Below are 16,810 nucleotides of genomic sequence, written 5' to 3'. Positions count from 1 at the left end.
CCAGGGCCGGGTGGAGAGCAAGAACCCCGGGCTATTTAATCGCAAAGTAGCTGTTAATCAGGAGGGTGCTTAAAGGCTCCTGCCCGGAGATCGCCTCCCCCCAGACATAATCCACCCCGATGTTCGACAGGGTGGTCAGCGCTGCGGGCAAGCCGACCGGCCCGGCCAGCGTGGCGATATTCAGGCGCTGCGCATGGCCCTGCAGAATAGAAACCATCATCTCATCCATCAGATTGCAGTGAACATTCGCCGTCAATTCAGGGCTGAGCATCAGGTAGTCGATCAGGTCGGCTGGCAGTTGATTAAAGGCGTCCAGATTGCGGCCAAAATCACGCAGGACAATCCTGCCTCCCGTGGCGCGCAGACGCGCCACGTTATTCAGCACCCGATCGTCCTGGCCAGTAAAAGCATCGGCAGGTACCGAGAAGAACAGCAGGCTGGCCGGAAGGGAAAACCGCGCCATCTGGGCCAGCACTTCGGTAATAAAGGCTTCGCTGCGCACGCCCTGTTCCGACAGGGGCAGCACCAGGGTCAATCCCTTACTCGCCACGCCCTGAGCATAATTCTGGAAGAATTCGCCGATCAGTTTACGATCCAGCGCCAGGATCAAATCCTCATCCACCAGCCCGGTGCGGAAACTGACCTCGTCAATTTCCTGCCCATCAGGAGTATAAAGTTGGATCCCGGTCAGATAAAAACTGACTGCGGAGGGTTTGCGCGAGGGAGTCGCAGCCGAAACCAGCAACCGCATCGGTTGATGAGAAAGGATCTGTTCTTTGTCCCGGCGGCTCAGCAGAGGTTTAAGCGTGCGCAACAGATGAGGATCGTAAAGGGACAACTGGCCCCGGCCATTGTGTTTGGCGTTGTAGCAGGCCAGGTCAGCCTGTGCCACCACTTCGCTGGCGCTGTGATTCTCTTTGTTCAGCAGGGTGATGCCTGCGCTGGCGCCCACCCGATGCAGACGGCCTTCCCACACAAAACGATAGTCGTTCACCGCTTTAACCAGGCGTTCGATAACTTCGGTGGCTTTTTCCAGCGGGCAGTCCTGCAGCATGACGCCAAATTCATCGCCGCCAAGTCGGGCCAGGAAATCACTACTGCGCAGATGATGCTGCATCACGCTGGAAATTTCACGCAGCAGGGCATCCCCTGCCGCATGTCCGGCTGTGTCGTTAACCGCTTTGAAGCGATCCAGATCGATAAACACCAGCGCATGCTGTTTATGCTGTTCAGCCGCAGTCTGGAGCAGCGTCCTGAGGGTGTTTTCAAAGCTGACACGGTTGGGCAGGCTGGTCAGCATATCGTGTGAGGCGCTGTAGCTCAGACGTCGCATCATCTCTCGCGAATCACTGACGTCCTGGATCACCATCACGCTGCCAATATTGTCGCCCTCCAGCGTTTTCAGCGGCGTGATGCTGTAATGGATATCGAACTGAGAGCCGGCGCTGTTGTGCAGCACCAGCTCATTATCAGGCGTGGAGCGGGTATGCGGCAGTTCGCACAGCAGCAGGCTCTCCATCTCCGGCCCTTTCCGGCCATGGGTGATATGCAGAATATCGCTCAGCGGCTCGCCCACAGCATTATCCTGCGTCCAGCCGGACATCGTCTCCGCCACCGGGTTCATAAAGATCACCCGCATCTCTTCGTCCGTGCTGATAACCGCCTCACCTATCGCATCCAGGGTGATGTGCATGCGCTCTTTTTCCTCGTAGAGCGCTTCACTGAGCTGACGCATAGCGGTCACATCCTGATTGATACCCAGCATACGTTCCACATTGCCTTTTTCATCAAGCACCAGGTTGCCCTGGCTGCGGATATAACGAATGCCCTGAACCGTCTCGATTCTGAACTGGATATCAATGGGCGTGGAGGTCTTTACCGCAACGTCAAAAGCATCAATGGCCATCTGCCTGTCGGCTGCCAGCAGGCTGTTTGCCCAGGTGAGATAGGTGGCCTGACCATCTTCAGGCAGCTCATAAATCTGGAACATTCGTTTGTCCCAGCTCATCTTGCCGGTCGTCAGGCTCCAGTCCCAGACACCAATCCCGCCGGCCTCATTAGCCAGGGTGATGCGGTGCATCAGGCGTCGGTTAACCTCTTCGGTTTTCTTAAGCTCCGAAATATCTTCAATCTGTGAAATAAAGTAGAGCGGAAGCCGATCGTTGTTGCATACCAGAGAGACCGTCAGCAGCGCCCAGACGATTTCACCGTCCTTGCGAAGATAACGCTTCTCCATAGTGTAAGATTCGAGTTCACCCAGCAGTAATGCTTTAACCTGCATCAGATCGGCATGCAGATCGTCAGGATGGGTAAGTTGCTGGAAATTAAGTTTTTTCAGCTCATTTTCCTGATAACCCAGCAGGCGGCACAGCGATTTATTCACCTGTAACCAGTCGCCTTCAGGCGAAACCAGCGCCATGCCGATCGCCGAATATTCCATGGCATGACGAAAACGGGTTTCACTTTCAGAAATATGCTTTTTCTCTTTGCGGAACGAATGCATTACCAGCGCCATCATATGGCTGGGGATCAGCGCCATCAAAAAAGGCAGCCAGACGGCATTGGATAAAGCCCCGCCGCGGCTGGTGTGCACGTTAAGCAGTCCCAGCGCCAGCATCAGCGTCATCATCGACATGGTGGCCAGAAACACCACAAAGGCTTCAAAGCGGGGCAGGCGCACAGCGCTGTAAAACAGCACTAACACCACAAAAGTAAAAGGCCACGGCAGATAACGCAGCGAGAAGTAACTCAGCACCAGGGTGACAATCAGCGTCAGCAGCGTTTCAAACAGGGCATTATGCTGGCGCGCATTCCTGAAGTAGTCATTTCTCCACAGCAGGCATACCGGGCCAAGGGCCAGCATACCGATAACTTCGGAAATCACCCAGGTAGAGAAAAAACGGAAGCTGGCATGGCCAGACATGGCTGCTGTCCAGGCGGCGAGCAATCCTCCCAGCAGGGGAGTAAACAGCCCCACCGCGACCATCATTTTGCTCCAGCTCAGTAACGAGCCAAGCGGCGACTGCCGGTCCAGCATCACCCGCAGCAGTGAGCCACCCATAATCGCCTGCAGCAGATTGATTAAGGGATACTTCACGCTGGCGATTGTTAAGCCCAGCACCAACCCGTTTGCCAGGACAATGCCGGTAAAACAGCTCAACAGGATCAGCGGCAGTGAAGCCAGAGGCAGGCGGAAAACCAGCACCGTCATTAATGCCGTGGAGAACCACAACGGCGAGATGTGACCACTGACTTTAATCAGCTCTAAACAGAACAGCGTCAACGCAAAACTTACGCAGCCCAGCAGCAGCGCCCGGAACCACTCAGTGGTGCGTTTAGACGGAACAAGGATTTCAGTTGTCATACACAAATCCAGCACGGCGCCGGTGATCTGTGCTGACCAGGGGCGCAATCTACGTTACTTCAACGATGCTAACATAACCATTTGTGAATGCTTAGGGTAATTCAAAAGTGGGCGTTATTCGGACGATTGACCGGCGGCAATCGCCCTTTTTTTGCAGCAAAAAACGTTACTGACGTAATTTCAACAGCTCGGCTCGCGTCCAGGCATGGTCGATGCCCGCAATCTGCACCGAAAGCCGCTGCAGAAATTGCTGGGTTGTGGCAAGGCGCCCTTGTCCCAGCAGCAAAAGGGGCAGCAGCAGGGCGATACAGAGCTGCCCGGTTGAGAACCCTTTGAGTTCAGAACGCCGCTGGCTTACGAGGAAGGCGGTACTCAGAGTGAAGCCCAGAATCAGCCCGCAAATCACTTCACTGGTCGAGTGATAGTTAAGCACAAGGCGGGAAGCGCCAACCATCAGGGGGATCAGATAGCCAATCGCTACGGCAACAGTCCGGCCCTTATCCTTAAGGCGGCCGCTAAGCAACCACAGCATCACTGGCCACAGGGTGGCGGACATGGCGCTGTGACCACTGAACCCGGTGAAATTAAACCGTGCGCTGCCGATGCCAAACCCCAGAAAGGCGATTTTGGAGAGGCTGACAATAGCCCCGGCGGCGCAGAATGCCAGCGCCCAGTACCAGACGGCACGGCGGTCGCTGTTTTTCCAGGTGATCAGAATAGCCATAATCACCGCAGTGGGGATCAACAACATGCTGTCGCCAAAATAGGTCAAAATATGCAAAATATGCCAGGACACCTTGTTTCCTTCTTATTGTGTTTGAGTCAGGCCAGCGATAAAAAGGGCGCTGCAACGGAGAGTAAAATCTCAGTCACGTCCCGCTTCGCAGAATTTCCCTGACTCATTATGCGAGTCTGGTCTCATTAAAACCAGTTTACCGGGCCAGGCGAACCGCGCCTAACGGGAAAGTCCTAAAAGCAAAGCCGCGCTTTTCACTGGCATCAACCCCCCGAAATCCCTATAATTACGCGCGAAATCGTCCTCTCCTTTGTCTCAGACAACCAGTAATCAGGTCTTTAATTTTATGACTGACAAGTCGCACCAGTGCGTCATCGTAGGTATCGCCGGCGCATCTGCCTCGGGTAAAAGTCTCATTGCCAGTACGCTCTATCGCGAAGTGCGCGAACGGGTAGGTGATGAAAATATTGGCGTTATCCCCGAGGATGCGTATTACAAAGACCAAAGCCATCTGACCATGGATGAGCGGGTTAAAACCAACTACGATCACCCCAGCGCGATGGATCATAACCTGCTGCTGCAACATTTGCAGAAGGTCAAAGCGGGTGAAGCCATCGATCTCCCGGTTTACAGCTACGTTGAACACACGCGTACAGCGCAAACTATTCAGCTGAAACCGAAAAAGGTGATTATCCTTGAAGGGATCCTGCTGCTGACCGATGCCCGTTTACGTCAGGAGATGAACTTCTCCATCTTCGTCGATACGCCGCTGGATATCTGCCTGATGCGCCGTATGAAACGGGATGTCAACGAACGTGGACGTTCGATGGATTCCGTTATGGCACAGTATCAGAAAACTGTCCGTCCGATGTTTCTACAATTTATCGAGCCTTCCAAGCAGTACGCTGACATTATCGTGCCTCGCGGCGGTAAAAACCGTATCGCCATCGATATTCTCAAGGCCAAAATCAATCAGTTCTTCGAATAGCTGACCTCCCCAGCCCCGTCTCAACCGGACAGGGGCTGGCGGATTGCGCAGGCAGAGCAGGGATCTCGCGCTGCCTGAAACCCAATTTGTACCAGACTTATAGGGAGTTTTATCCATGAGATTATGCGACCGCGATATCGAAGCCTGGCTGGATAATGGCCAGCTTGACATTTCTCCCCGCCCGCCGGTTGAACGCATCAATGGCGCCACCGTTGACGTGCGACTGGGCAATCAGTTCCGAACGTTCAGCGGCCATACGGCGGCATTTATTGACCTCAGCGGCCCGAAAGCGGAAGTCAGCGCGGCTCTTGACCGGGTGATGAGCGATGAAATTGTGCTGCCAGAAGGGGAAGCATTCTTCCTGCATCCTGGCGAACTGGCCCTGGCCGTGACCTTTGAATCCGTGACCCTGCCGGATAATCTGGTTGGCTGGCTGGATGGGCGCTCCTCGCTGGCCCGTCTCGGACTGATGGTTCACGTCACGGCGCACCGTATCGATCCGGGCTGGCAGGGCCGGATTGTGCTTGAGTTCTATAATTCAGGTAAGCTGCCACTGGCATTGCGTCCGGGGATGTTGATCGGCGCTTTGAGTTTTGAGCCGCTTTCCGGGCCTGCTGCGCGTCCTTACAACAGCCGCAGTGATGCTAAATACAAAGGGCAGCAGGGCGCGGACGCCAGCCGGATAGATAAAGATTAGAATAATCAGCCCCGTGTGGTTCAGTCAGCGCGACGGGGATAAGGGGAAGGCATGAGACGATTTATTACCACGCTGGCCATTTTGCTGGTGGTAATTGTGGCCGGAATGACCGCACTGGTGTTGTTGGTTAACCCCAACGATTTTCGCGGCTACATGGCTCAGCAGGTCGAGAAGCGCAGCGGTTACCGCCTGGCGCTCAACGGCGATCTCCGCTGGCACGTCTGGCCGCAGCTCAGTATTCTTTCCGGCCAGATGACCCTGACCGCGCCGGGGGCAAAACAGCCGGTTGTCAGTGCCAGTAATATGCGTCTGGACGTTGAACTGCTTCCCCTGATTTCTCATCAGCTGTCGGTGAAACAGGTGATGCTGAAAGGGGCTGTGATCAATCTGACCCCGGACAGTGAAGCTCAGCGTCCTGCCGATGCGCCTGTTGGCCCCGATGACGCCTCTCAGCCAGAAGAGGTTACCCAGGGATGGAAGTTTGATATCGCTGAACTTCGCATTGCCGACAGTTTACTTATCTGGCAGCAGAACAATGACGAGCAGCTCAATCTGCGCGATCTCAACCTTCAGCTTTCCCAGGATAAAAAACGTCAGGCGCACATTGAACTGAGTAGCCGGATCAGCCGCGACCAGCGCGAACTGCTGCTTTCGCTCAACAGTGATATGGATGTCAGCCAGTATCCCCAGCGCCTGAGTGCCGCAATCAACCAGCTTGATTACCAGATGACCGGTGCGGACCTGCCGCAGGAAGGGCTCAGGGGCCAGATGAAGATGCAGGCTGAATGGACGGCGGCCAGCCAGGCTTTCACTCTGAAAAACCTGTCGCTTACGGCCAATGAAAGTCAGCTGGATGGCAGCGCCAGCGGTACGCTGGGTATACGGCCACAGTTAGCGCTTGCCCTGCACTCGCCCTCACTGAATATGGACGCTTTGCTGGGTCTTGAGCCTGACCACGATGAGGCTGGGCAGACGCTTCAGGTCCAGCGTTCAGCGCCTGGCCCGGTAATTTCTCAGCCAGCAGAGCACGATAATGCCAACTCTCCGTTAAATGCGATGGACGGCAAAGTTGCGCTGGTCGTGGATAAATTACGCTGGAGAGGCATGGATTTTGGCGAGGTCAGGATGAACGCCTCCAGCCAGGATGGCTTATTACAGCTGGCGACGCTGAGTGGCAAAGCCGGAAATGGTCAGTTCTCGCTGCCGGGCAGTGTGGATGTCCGCCGCGAGCAGACCCAGGTGACGCTGCAACCCGCACTGGAAAATATTGCGATTGCGCCTTTGCTCAAAGCTTTTGATCTTCCTGCCTCGCTGAGTGGCGATCTCTCCCTCTCGGGAGACTTTAAGGGAACCGGGCTGACGGTGCCTGCTTTCAAACGCGCCTGGCAAGGCACGGCGGAAGTGAGCCTGAGTAATGCGCAGATGGCCGGACTGAATTTCCAGCAGATGATCCAGCGGGCAGTTGAACGTAACAGCAACCGGGTCAGCGGATCTGAAGAGGTGGCCAAAAGCAGTAATCTCCAGCAGATCAAAGGCAGGGCCACCCTGGACAATGGCCTGCTCACCTTCCCGGGGCTTAAAGGCCGCTCCTCAATGCTGGATTACAGCGGAAAAGGGCAGGTGAATCTGGCTAACAAACAGACCGACCTGACCTTTGGTGTGACGGTTACCCAGGGCTGGAAAGGAGATGACCAGCTGGTTAAACGCCTGCAGAATACCCCGGTTCCGTTACGCATTTATGGGCCCTGGTCAGGGCTGAACTACTCATTGCAGGTTGATCAGGTGCTGCGCCAGCAGTTACAGGACGAGGCGAAAAAGCGTCTGCAACAGTGGTCCGATCGCAATCAGAAAAGCGACAAGAACAGCTCGGTGCAGAAACTGATCAAAGATTTGTAGGGCAGGGGAGTGAACTGAACGGGCTGAGGATTCGGCCCGTTGTTATTTATAGCGGCAGGACAGCGGAGCGTTCCGCCCCTGACATCGGGGCGCCAGCAGAACAACCGGACGCCGGGCTACACTTCGTAATCTGGCTCTTCAGCCGCCGCCTGCGGAACAATCTGCACTTTCTGTACGCGATGGCTTTCCACTTGCAGAGTCCGGAACAGGAAGTCGCCGATCTGAATCTCTTCCCCTTCCTTTGGCACCCGCTGCATATGCTCCATCAGTAACCCTGCCAGCGTGTGGTATTCCCGTTTTTCATTCAAAGGCAGTTCCAGATACATCACCAGATCTTCCAGCGGCATATGCCCGTTGGCCGTCCAGCTGCCGTCACTGTTTTGCAGAATGTCGTAGCGGGGGTCGATAGCTTCGCCCTCGTTGGGCAGATTGCCTGCAATGGTCTCCATCACGTCACTCAGGGTGACCACCCCTTCAACCGAACCAAATTCATCGACTACAAAAGCAAAGTGGGTACGTGCGCTACGGAACTGCTCCAGCGCGGGCAGCAGCGTTAACTGTTCAGGGAAGACCAGCGGCTGACGGATCAACGCCCGGATATCCAGGCTGTCACTGTGCAGGGCTTGCTGAAGCAGATCGATAACATGTACCACTCCCTGAGGATCGTCACTGTTATCGGTCACCACAATCCGCGTGTGCTGATTCTGGTCGATCAGCGACATAATCTTTTCTGGCGATTCACTGAGGTCCACATGCTCCACGTCATGGCGTGAAGTCATGATGCTGCTGACGGTGCGCTGACCCATGCCCAGCACCCGCGCAATCATCATGCGTTCCTGCTTATTAAAAACCGCCTGACTCTCTATATGGTCCGCCACCATAGAGGACGTTTGTGCATCCAGCTCGGCGTGTTCATGATTGCCGCGTAATAAACGCAGCACGGCTTCTGCGGTTCGTTTACGCAGCGGCGATTTAGCCGAAAGGAAACGGCGACGGTTGAACTGAGCAAGCTGATTAAGGCCTTCAATAATGATTGAAAAGCCGATAGCCGCATAAAGGTAGCCTTTAGGAATGTGATAGCCAAAGCCATCGGCCACCAGGCTGAAGCCAATCATCAGCAGGAAGCTCAGACAAAGGATAACGATGGTGGGGTGTTCGTTAACAAACCGGGTCAAAGGCTTGCTGGCCAGCAGCATCAGGCAGATGGCAATAATCACCGCCGCCATCATGACCGGCAGGTCATCCACCATTCCTACAGCGGTGATCACCGAGTCCAGCGAGAAGACGGCATCCAGGACCACGATTTGCGCGACTACCGGCCAGAATTTAGCACCACGCTTTTGTGGGTTTTCGTCCTCATCTTTTCCTTCCAGCCGCTCATTCAGTTCCATCGTGGCTTTGAACAGTAAAAAGACGCCGCCCACCAGCATGATCAGGTCACGGGCACTGAAAGGGTGTCCGATTAAGGTGAAAAACGGTGACGTAAGGGAAGAGAGCCAGGATATAGAGGCCAGCAGCAATAAACGCATCACCAGCGCCAGCATCAGGCCGGTTACACGCGCCCTGTCGCGCAGGGCAGGGGGGAGTTTTTCCGCCAGAATGGCTATAAAGACAAGGTTATCAATGCCCAGGACCAGTTCTAAAACGATAAGGGTCACCAAACCGGCCCAGACAGAAGGATCGACGATCCACTCAAACATTGTCACTCACCTGTAAAGATTTAAAGAATTGCCCTGATGATAGTGAATCGCAGGCCATTCCACAAATAAACGGGAAGCAGCACAAACTAACGCTCAGATTATCGCCACTCACGGGATAGTCAGCAAAGTAAATTACTAAGAAAAATCCTGAGTATTAACGTGCCAGAGATTTCAAGACTATTCGCATAGGTAAGTGAAATGATTCAGGCGATACTTAGCGTGTTCCGACAATCCGTTCAGGATTAATCTTATGCCGATCGAATTAATCTGATTTTTAACCGGAGATAAATGTGGAAATGCAAGGTAAAGACTGGAACGAAAGGTAGTCTTAATCCTAAAAGACAGCGCGGGCGGGGGCAGCCTCTTGTAAACAGGCCAGTAATAACTAGTATAGCAACGTGTAAGTAAATGTCTGCGTTAATGTAACAAATAGCGCAGCTGAGGCGTCCTGATGTCCTTTTTTGTGAACTGGGACATGTTAAGACGGCAAACACGGAAGCCTGGGCCCGGAGAGGACAGGATAAAAACAACAAGGTAAGACAGCGTTACAGCGCATTGGCAGCTACAAGCCAGGGGCGGTAGCGTGTTTGAGCGGGCGAGGAAGCCTGCCGGACGAGGTGCTCTACTGTTGTTGTTGATTTTACATGTCTATTCTCCTGCCGCGCTGACGATGGCTTTAACACGACTCCCAAATACGTTTCCTGTGTAATAAATGACGTGACTGAAAAACACGCAGTTATTTTCAGTGGTGGAAATTAATAAATCACAGGCTTTCGAAGAATAAATAAGAGTTAATTATGCGCGATATAGAGTTCACCTTTAAAGGGTTATTGATAAAACTTTCACTGGCTCTTTCAGATTTGGTTTTATTTAATGCCTCTTTGTTTATTGCAATCTTGCTGATTAATGCTTTGCCCGGAAATCTTCTGGATGATATTACTGCGCAGGATTTGCAATTAAAAATAGCAGCACACATCGTATTATCTGTAATTTGCGTCGGTTGGTTCTGGGTTCGTCAGCGCCACTATACTTATCGCAAACCATTCTGGTTTGAATTAAAAGAGATCTTCAGGACTATCCTGATTTTTTCCGTGATCGACCTGTCTATTACCGCACTCTCCAAGTGGGAACTCTCCCGCTGGATTTGGCTTATGACCTGGCTGCTGGCGATGATCGTTATTCCGATCGGCCGCGCAATAGTGAAACGAGTGCTTAATCACTACGGTCTGTGGAAAAAACAATCCATTATTATCGGCAGCGGCAAAAATGCTGAAGAGGCCTACCTGGCGTTGCAGAGTGAAGAGGTGATGGGGTTTGATGTCGTGGCATTTTACGATGTTGATGGTACTACCCCTGCACCGGCGCTGTTCGGTATTCCTGTGCTGCGTGAAGAGGGCTCACTGTGGCAGTTGGTCAACAGCGAAACCCAGTTCATTGTTGCCGTGGAATATGAGCAGAGTCAGCACCGCGATGAGTGGTTGAAAAATCTGGCTAAACATAACTGCCGCTCCGTTTCCGTGATACCTTCTCTGCGCGGCGTGCCTTTGTATGGCACCGACATGGCCTACATCTTCAGCCATGAAGTAATGATTCTGCGCGTCAGCAACAATCTGGCGAAGCGTACTTCACGCATCCTGAAGCGTGCTTTCGATATTGTCGGCGCGTTGAGCATTATCATTATGCTGTTCCCCGCCCTGGCAGTGCTGATCTTTATGGTCAGCCGTGACGGCGGCAAGCCGATTTACGGTCATGAGCGTGTTGGCATGTACGGCCGTAAGTTCAAATGTCTGAAATTCCGCTCGATGGTAGTGAACTCCAAAGAGGTGCTGGAGGAGGTACTGGCAACCGACCCGGTAGCGCGTGCTGAGTGGGATCTGGACTTCAAGCTGAAAAACGATCCGCGTATTACCCGAATTGGTCACTTTATTCGTAAAACCAGTCTCGATGAGCTGCCGCAGTTGTGGAACGTTGTGCGCGGTGAGATGAGTCTGGTTGGCCCGCGTCCGGTTATCGAAGATGAACTGGAGCGTTACGCCGGTGATGTCGACTACTACTACATGGCCAAGCCCGGTATGACTGGCTTGTGGCAGGTAAGTGGCCGTAATGATGTGAGTTACGAGACTCGTGTTTACTTTGACTCCTGGTATGTAAAAAACTGGTCACTGTGGAACGATATCGCCATTCTTTTCAAAACGGTTGGCGTGGTTTTGAAACGCGATGGCGCTTATTGACAGGTAAGGTTGTCCTGTTTAAACGGAGTAACTTCAGGTTACTCCGGTATTAAAAGCGTCTTTTGACTGTTAACTGTCATTGACTTGCGAGCTGAACAAACTTTTTTTGACGAATGTTAAGCGTCGGCTTTAATCAATCCGGCAAGACATAAAAAAGGATAGGGAGTTAATGAAAATGACTGACAGTTACAGTGCTTGAACAGTTGATTCACCTTATTAATTTTGCATGACGCTACACAGCGGCGGACTCGCCACTATCAATCAATTTACTGATAGCGAAGAACCAGATGATTACAATCAAAACGAAATTGATACCCCTGTTGGTATCGGCAGCACTCCTTTCCGGCTGTACTATTACACCGGGTAGTTCTCTCTCCACCAGCGGAAAAGATGTCATTAAGCAGCAGGATAGCGACTTTGATATTGATAAGTACGTGAATGTCTTCCCAATGACGCCAGGTCTGGTTGAGCAAATGCGACCAAAACCGAACGTCGCGCAGCAAAACCCACAGCTGCAGAATGAGTTGCAGAGCTATGAATACCATATTGGTATTGGCGATGTGCTGACCGTCACCGTCTGGGATCACCCTGAACTGACCACGCCAGCCGGTCAGTACCGTAGCGCCAGCGATACCGGTAACTGGGTACACTCTGACGGCACCATCTTTTATCCTTACATCGGACGCGTCCGTGTAGCGGGCCGTACCGTGCAGGAAGTTCGCAACGAGATTGCTAACCGCCTGGCTCAGTATATTGAAACGCCACAGGTCGATGTCAGCGTGGCTTCCTTTAAATCTCAGAAAGCCTATGTCACGGGTGAGGTGACCACCTCCGGTCAGCAGCCTATTACTAACGTTCCTCTGACTATTCTTGATGCCGTAAACGCCGCTGGCGGTCTGACAGCTGACGCCGACTGGCGGAATGTTGTGCTGACCCACAACGGTAGCGAAATGCCTATCTCACTGCAGGCGCTGATGCAAAATGGCGACCTGTCCCAGAACCACCTGCTCTACCCGGGCGATATTCTCTACGTTCCTCGTAACGACGATCTGAAAATCTTCGTTATGGGCGAAGTGAAACAGCCAGCCACCATGAAAATGGACCGCAGCGGCATGACGCTGGCGGAAGCGCTGGGGAATGCTCAGGGCATGGATCAGACTGTGGCCGATGCAACCGGTGTCTTCGTAATCCGTCCGATCAAAGGACAGAATCGCTCTAAGATTGCGAACATTTATCAGCTGAATACCAAAGACGCTTCGGCGATGGTTATGGGCTCAGAATTCCAGCTGCAGCCTTATGACATCGTTTACGTTACGGCTACGCCTCTGGCCCGTTGGAACCGCGTGATTTCGCAGCTGGTCCCAACCATCAGTGGTGTCTACGATGCAACGCGTAACGTTCAGGCAATTCATAACTGGTAATGACTGGAGAACATTATGATTAATTCAATCCTAGTGGTCTGTGTCGGAAACATCTGCCGCTCTCCCACCGGGGAGCGGTTACTCAAATCGGCGCTGCCAGATAAAAAAGTCGAGTCCGCCGGGCTTGGTGCTCTTGTCGGCAAAGAAGCCGATGGGACAGCAAGCAGCGTGGCTGATAAACACGGGGTTTCGCTGGATGGGCATGTCGCCCAGCAGCTGACCTCAGACATGTGCCAGGAATACGATCTGATCCTGGTGATGGAAAAAAGGCATGTCGATTCAGTCAATCGCATCAACCCTTCCGTACGTGGCAAGACCATGTTATTTGGCCACTGGCTCAATCAACAGGAAATAGCGGATCCTTACAAGAAAAGCCGCGATGCCTTTGAAGCCGTGTACGGAACACTCGAAAACGCTGCCCAGAAATGGGTCAACGCATTAAGCCGATAGTTGAGAATATCCATGAAAATACAAAGTAAGGCACCGTCAGCGCTAAAAGACGATTCCAGTGGATGGGATCTGGCGCACCTTGTGGGACAACTTGTAGACCATCGTTGGGTAATTGTTGCAGTCACAGCGCTGTTCATGCTGCTGGGCACGCTCTACAGCCTGTTCGCTACGCCGATTTACAGTGCGGATGCGATGGTGCAGGTAGAAAGTAAGAACCCTAACACGGTGCTGAACGACCTGACCCAAATGATGCCAAACTCGCAGCCAACTTCTGACACTGAAGTGCAGATTGTGACCTCGCGTCTGGTTATCGGAAAAACGGTCAAGGACCTCGGCCTGGATGTTCTGGTAGAGCAAAACTACTTCCCGGTGATCGGTGAAGGCCTTTCCCGCATGTTCGGCAACAAGCCGGGCAGGCTGGATATTCCTTTACTGACCGTGCCGATGGAGTGGGAAAAACGCAATGTAGAAGTGGAAGTGACTGGCCCTGACAGCTACACCGTAAGCAAAGACGGCGATGAGTTGTTCAAAGGTAAAGTCGGCGAAGTGGAAAACCAGAAAGGCGTGACCATCATGGTTAAATCCATTGAGGGTATCGATGCTGGCACCGACTTCACAGCTACTAAACTTTCTGAACTGCAGGCGATCAAGATGGTTGTAGCTAACCTGAATGTCGCAGACAAAGGCAAAGACACCGGTGTTCTGGGTCTGGTCTATACCGGTGAAGACCCGGTACTGATTAGCCAGGTGCTGAATCAGATCATCACTAACTATGTTGGTCAGAACGTTGAGCGCAAATCTGAAGAAGCGCAGAAAAGCCTGATCTTCCTGCAGAAACAGCTGCCGGACGTGCGTGGCAAGCTGGATTCCGCTGAAGACAAGCTCAACACCTATCGCCGTCAGAATGACTCTGTAGATATGTCGCTGGAAGCGAAATCTGCGCTGGACTCTTCCGTCAGCATTCAGAGCCAGCTGAACGAACTGACCTTCCGCGAAGCTGAAGTTTCTCAGCTGTTCAAAAAGGATCACCCGACTTACCGTGCGCTGTTAGAAAAACGCCAGACGCTGGAAAACGAGCAGAAAAAGCTGAACCAGAAAATCAGCAATATGCCTCAGACCCAGCAGGATATCGTGCGTCTGACGCGTGATGTGCAGGCAGGTCAGGAAATCTACATGCAGCTGCTGAATCGCCAGCAGGAACTGGATATCAGTAAAGCCAGCACCGTGGGTGACGTTCGCATCGTGGACAACGCCGAAACGGCAGGCAGCCCGGTAGCACCGAAGAAACTGCTGCTGATCGCCGCCAGCATGATTCTGGGCCTGTTCGTCTCAGTGGGTTATATCCTGTTGAAAGCGCTGTTCCACCACGGAATTGACCGTCCGGATCAGCTGGAAGAGCTGGGTATGAGCGTTTACGCCAGCGTGCCGCTGTCAGAATGGCAGCGTAAGAAAGATGCTGAAGCTCTGGCCAAACGTAACGTGCAGGGTAAAACCGATCCGCATAACACGCTGCTGGCGCTGGGCAACCCAACTGACCTCTCCATTGAAGCGATTCGTAGTCTGCGTACCAGCCTGCACTTTGCGATGATGGAAGCTAAAAACAACATCCTGATGATCACCGGTGCCAGCCCGGGTATTGGTAAAACCTTTATCTGTTCTAATCTGGCAACGCTGGTGGCTAACGCGGGTCAGAAAGTGCTGTTCATCGATGGTGACATGCGCCGTGGCTATACGCATGAGCTGTTGGGTGCGAGTGGCAAAGTGGGCCTCTCTAACGTGCTGTCCGGTAAAACGGCCTTCACTCCGGCGATGATCCAGCGCGGTGAATACGGTTTCGATTTCATTGCACGCGGTCAGGTTCCGCCAAACCCTTCAGAACTGTTGATGCACAACCGCATGAACGAGCTGCTGGAGTGGGCAAGCAAGAACTACGACCTGGTCCTGATCGATACCCCACCTATTCTGGCGGTCACCGATGCTTCCATTATTGGTAAGCTGGCAGGAACCTCGCTGATGGTTGCGCGCTTCGAGACCAATACCCTGAAAGAAGTGGATATCAGTTACAAACGCTTCGCCCAGAACGGTATCGAAATCAAAGGCGTCATCCTCAATGCTGTAGTCCGTAAAGCGACCAACGCCTATGGCTACGGTTATGACTACTACGACTACCAGTACAAGCAGGAAGCAAAAGGCTAAACAGTACTGAAGAACCTTTTCGCCTTGACCGGAAAAGGTTCTTTTAATTTCCTCCCTGCCTGAACGCCCGTTCAGCGCAGGGCAGGGATTGCCCGTTAGGACGTTTAAAAGGTGCCTGAAATGAAGGATATTTTCTTTTCGATTGTCATTCCTGCATACAATGCATCCGAATCCATTGTGACCACGCTGGACTGCGTGGCTGCACAGACGTATCAGAATTTCGAAGTAATCATCATTGATGATAAATCAGCGGATGCCGACAAACTGGCCGCCGTGGTTGGATCTGAAAAGTACAGCAAACTCAAGATTAACCTGGTACTGTCGCAGGAAAAACTCAACGGTTCCGGTGCGCGTAATAAAGGCATCGAACTGGCGACCGGCGATTACATCAGCTTCCTGGATGCGGATGATGAGTGGCATCAGGATAAGCTGCTGACGTCGCTGCAGGAGATCCAGAAGCTGGAAGCTCAGGGTAAGCAGAAGTTTATTATTTTCAGCCAGGTAAACATTATCCAGGATGGCCAGTTCCTCAAGGTCATGCCGATGCAGCCTGTCGCCCGCACCGAGACTGTCGCTGAGTATCTTTTCGGCTGCTACGGTTTCATCCAGACCAGTACGCTGGTGATGAAACGCGAATATGCGCAGGATATTAAGTTCGACCCTAAGTACATCCGTCATCAGGATTACGACTTCTGTATCCGTGCAGATAAAAAGGGCTACGAGTTTGTGATGATTGCCCAGCCGCTGGCTAACTATCATCTGATCACGAAATTCGGCTCCAAACACAAAGGCGAATCCGTAAAGTATTCGCAGTTCTGGCTGGACAACATGAAGCCCTACCTGACGCAGCGTGATATCAACACTTATAAGGCCTATAAATTGCCTTTGCGCTACAAGATGGACGGTAAATCCTTACAGGCCAGCGTCAGTTTTGCGCGCTACTTTTTCCTGACCAACAAAGACAACCGCACCTACTTCATCAACCGCCTGAAAGATAAATTTAAAGAGCGGATGGGAAGCAAGTCACGGTAGTAATAACAGAAACAGATTGTTTGTGGGCAGCTTTACCCTGTTGGGATGCACAACTACACACTGCAAGTTTTACCCATAAGTTCGAAGAAAGAATGAATA

General features: G+C 52.6%; 11 protein-coding genes. 8 read left to right on the top strand and 3 right to left on the bottom strand.

The features are described from left to right. Positions 1-31: 31 nt before the first annotated feature. Both VRC33_RS14995 and VRC33_RS14990 read right to left on the bottom strand, forming a co-directional pair. Positions 32-3,364: a diguanylate cyclase gene (locus tag VRC33_RS14995; protein WP_338576756.1), complete on the bottom strand. Its 3,333-nt coding sequence runs from the start codon at positions 3,362-3,364 to the stop codon at positions 32-34. A 166-nt stretch (positions 3,365-3,530) separates the two neighbouring features. After that, positions 3,531-4,160: a phosphatase PAP2 family protein gene (locus tag VRC33_RS14990; RefSeq protein WP_338557122.1), complete on the bottom strand. Its 630-nt coding sequence runs from the start codon at positions 4,158-4,160 to the stop codon at positions 3,531-3,533. 286 nt (positions 4,161-4,446) lie between these two features. Between VRC33_RS14990 and udk the strand changes: the two genes are divergently transcribed. From udk to asmA, 3 genes are all read left to right on the top strand, one after another. Beyond that, entirely contained in the window at positions 4,447-5,088 is a 642-nt protein-coding gene (gene udk, locus VRC33_RS14985; RefSeq protein WP_338557121.1) for a uridine kinase, read from the top strand. Between the two features lie 115 nt (positions 5,089-5,203). Beyond that, complete coding sequence (gene dcd / locus VRC33_RS14980) at positions 5,204-5,785, top strand: dCTP deaminase (protein WP_338557120.1); 582 nt, start codon at positions 5,204-5,206, stop codon at positions 5,783-5,785. A gap of 51 nt (positions 5,786-5,836) precedes the next feature. Next, positions 5,837-7,681 carry an outer membrane assembly protein AsmA gene (gene asmA / locus VRC33_RS14975; RefSeq protein ID WP_338564499.1) on the top strand — a complete coding sequence of 615 codons (1,845 nt, stop codon included), beginning with the start codon at positions 5,837-5,839 and terminating at the stop codon, positions 7,679-7,681. A gap of 116 nt (positions 7,682-7,797) precedes the next feature. Here asmA and VRC33_RS14970 read toward each other — a convergent pair whose 3' ends face one another. Beyond that, positions 7,798-9,381, bottom strand: a complete 1,584-nt coding sequence (locus VRC33_RS14970) for a TerC family protein (protein ID WP_338557119.1) — start codon at positions 9,379-9,381, stop codon at positions 7,798-7,800. A gap of 797 nt (positions 9,382-10,178) precedes the next feature. Here VRC33_RS14970 and wbaP point away from each other — a divergent pair. From wbaP to VRC33_RS14945, 5 genes are all read left to right on the top strand, one after another. Continuing rightward, positions 10,179-11,612: an undecaprenyl-phosphate galactose phosphotransferase WbaP gene (gene wbaP / locus VRC33_RS14965; RefSeq protein WP_338557118.1), complete on the top strand. Its 1,434-nt coding sequence runs from the start codon at positions 10,179-10,181 to the stop codon at positions 11,610-11,612. 287 nt (positions 11,613-11,899) lie between these two features. After that, positions 11,900-13,033 carry a polysaccharide export protein gene (locus tag VRC33_RS14960; protein WP_338557117.1) on the top strand — a complete coding sequence of 378 codons (1,134 nt, stop codon included), beginning with the start codon at positions 11,900-11,902 and terminating at the stop codon, positions 13,031-13,033. A gap of 15 nt (positions 13,034-13,048) precedes the next feature. After that, positions 13,049-13,483 (top strand): protein tyrosine phosphatase, encoded by a 435-nt coding sequence (locus VRC33_RS14955; protein WP_338557116.1) that lies wholly within the window; start codon positions 13,049-13,051, stop codon positions 13,481-13,483. 12 nt (positions 13,484-13,495) lie between these two features. Continuing rightward, the gene (locus VRC33_RS14950) at positions 13,496-15,679 is read left to right on the top strand and encodes a polysaccharide biosynthesis tyrosine autokinase (RefSeq protein ID WP_338557115.1); all 2,184 of its coding nucleotides are present in this window, start codon (positions 13,496-13,498) and stop codon (positions 15,677-15,679) included. 120 nt (positions 15,680-15,799) lie between these two features. Then, the gene (locus VRC33_RS14945; RefSeq protein ID WP_338557114.1) at positions 15,800-16,711 is read left to right on the top strand and encodes a glycosyltransferase family 2 protein; all 912 of its coding nucleotides are present in this window, start codon (positions 15,800-15,802) and stop codon (positions 16,709-16,711) included. The last annotated feature ends 99 nt before the right edge of the window (positions 16,712-16,810 follow it).

This window comes from Erwinia sp. E_sp_B01_1 (assembly GCF_036865545.1).
GTDB lineage: Bacteria > Pseudomonadota > Gammaproteobacteria > Enterobacterales > Enterobacteriaceae > Erwinia.
The sequence above is the reverse complement of the archived record's forward strand: the minus strand, read 5'-3'. Positions and strand labels throughout refer to the sequence as shown.

Bases quoted from the DNA above. Each gene is read 5' to 3' on its own strand.
- VRC33_RS14995 (WP_338576756.1), bottom strand. From the start codon at position 3,364: ATGACAACTGAAATCCTTGTTCCGTCTAAACGCACCACTGAGTGGTTC.
- udk (WP_338557121.1), top strand. From the start codon at position 4,447: ATGACTGACAAGTCGCACCAGTGCGTCATCGTAGGTATCGCCGGCGCA.
- dcd (WP_338557120.1), top strand. From the start codon at position 5,204: ATGAGATTATGCGACCGCGATATCGAAGCCTGGCTGGATAATGGCCAG.
- asmA (WP_338564499.1), top strand. From the start codon at position 5,837: ATGAGACGATTTATTACCACGCTGGCCATTTTGCTGGTGGTAATTGTG.
- VRC33_RS14970 (WP_338557119.1), bottom strand. From the start codon at position 9,381: ATGTTTGAGTGGATCGTCGATCCTTCTGTCTGGGCCGGTTTGGTGACC.
- wbaP (WP_338557118.1), top strand. From the start codon at position 10,179: ATGCGCGATATAGAGTTCACCTTTAAAGGGTTATTGATAAAACTTTCA.
- VRC33_RS14960 (WP_338557117.1), top strand. From the start codon at position 11,900: ATGATTACAATCAAAACGAAATTGATACCCCTGTTGGTATCGGCAGCA.
- VRC33_RS14955 (WP_338557116.1), top strand. From the start codon at position 13,049: ATGATTAATTCAATCCTAGTGGTCTGTGTCGGAAACATCTGCCGCTCT.
- VRC33_RS14950 (WP_338557115.1), top strand. From the start codon at position 13,496: ATGAAAATACAAAGTAAGGCACCGTCAGCGCTAAAAGACGATTCCAGT.
- VRC33_RS14945 (WP_338557114.1), top strand. From the start codon at position 15,800: ATGAAGGATATTTTCTTTTCGATTGTCATTCCTGCATACAATGCATCC.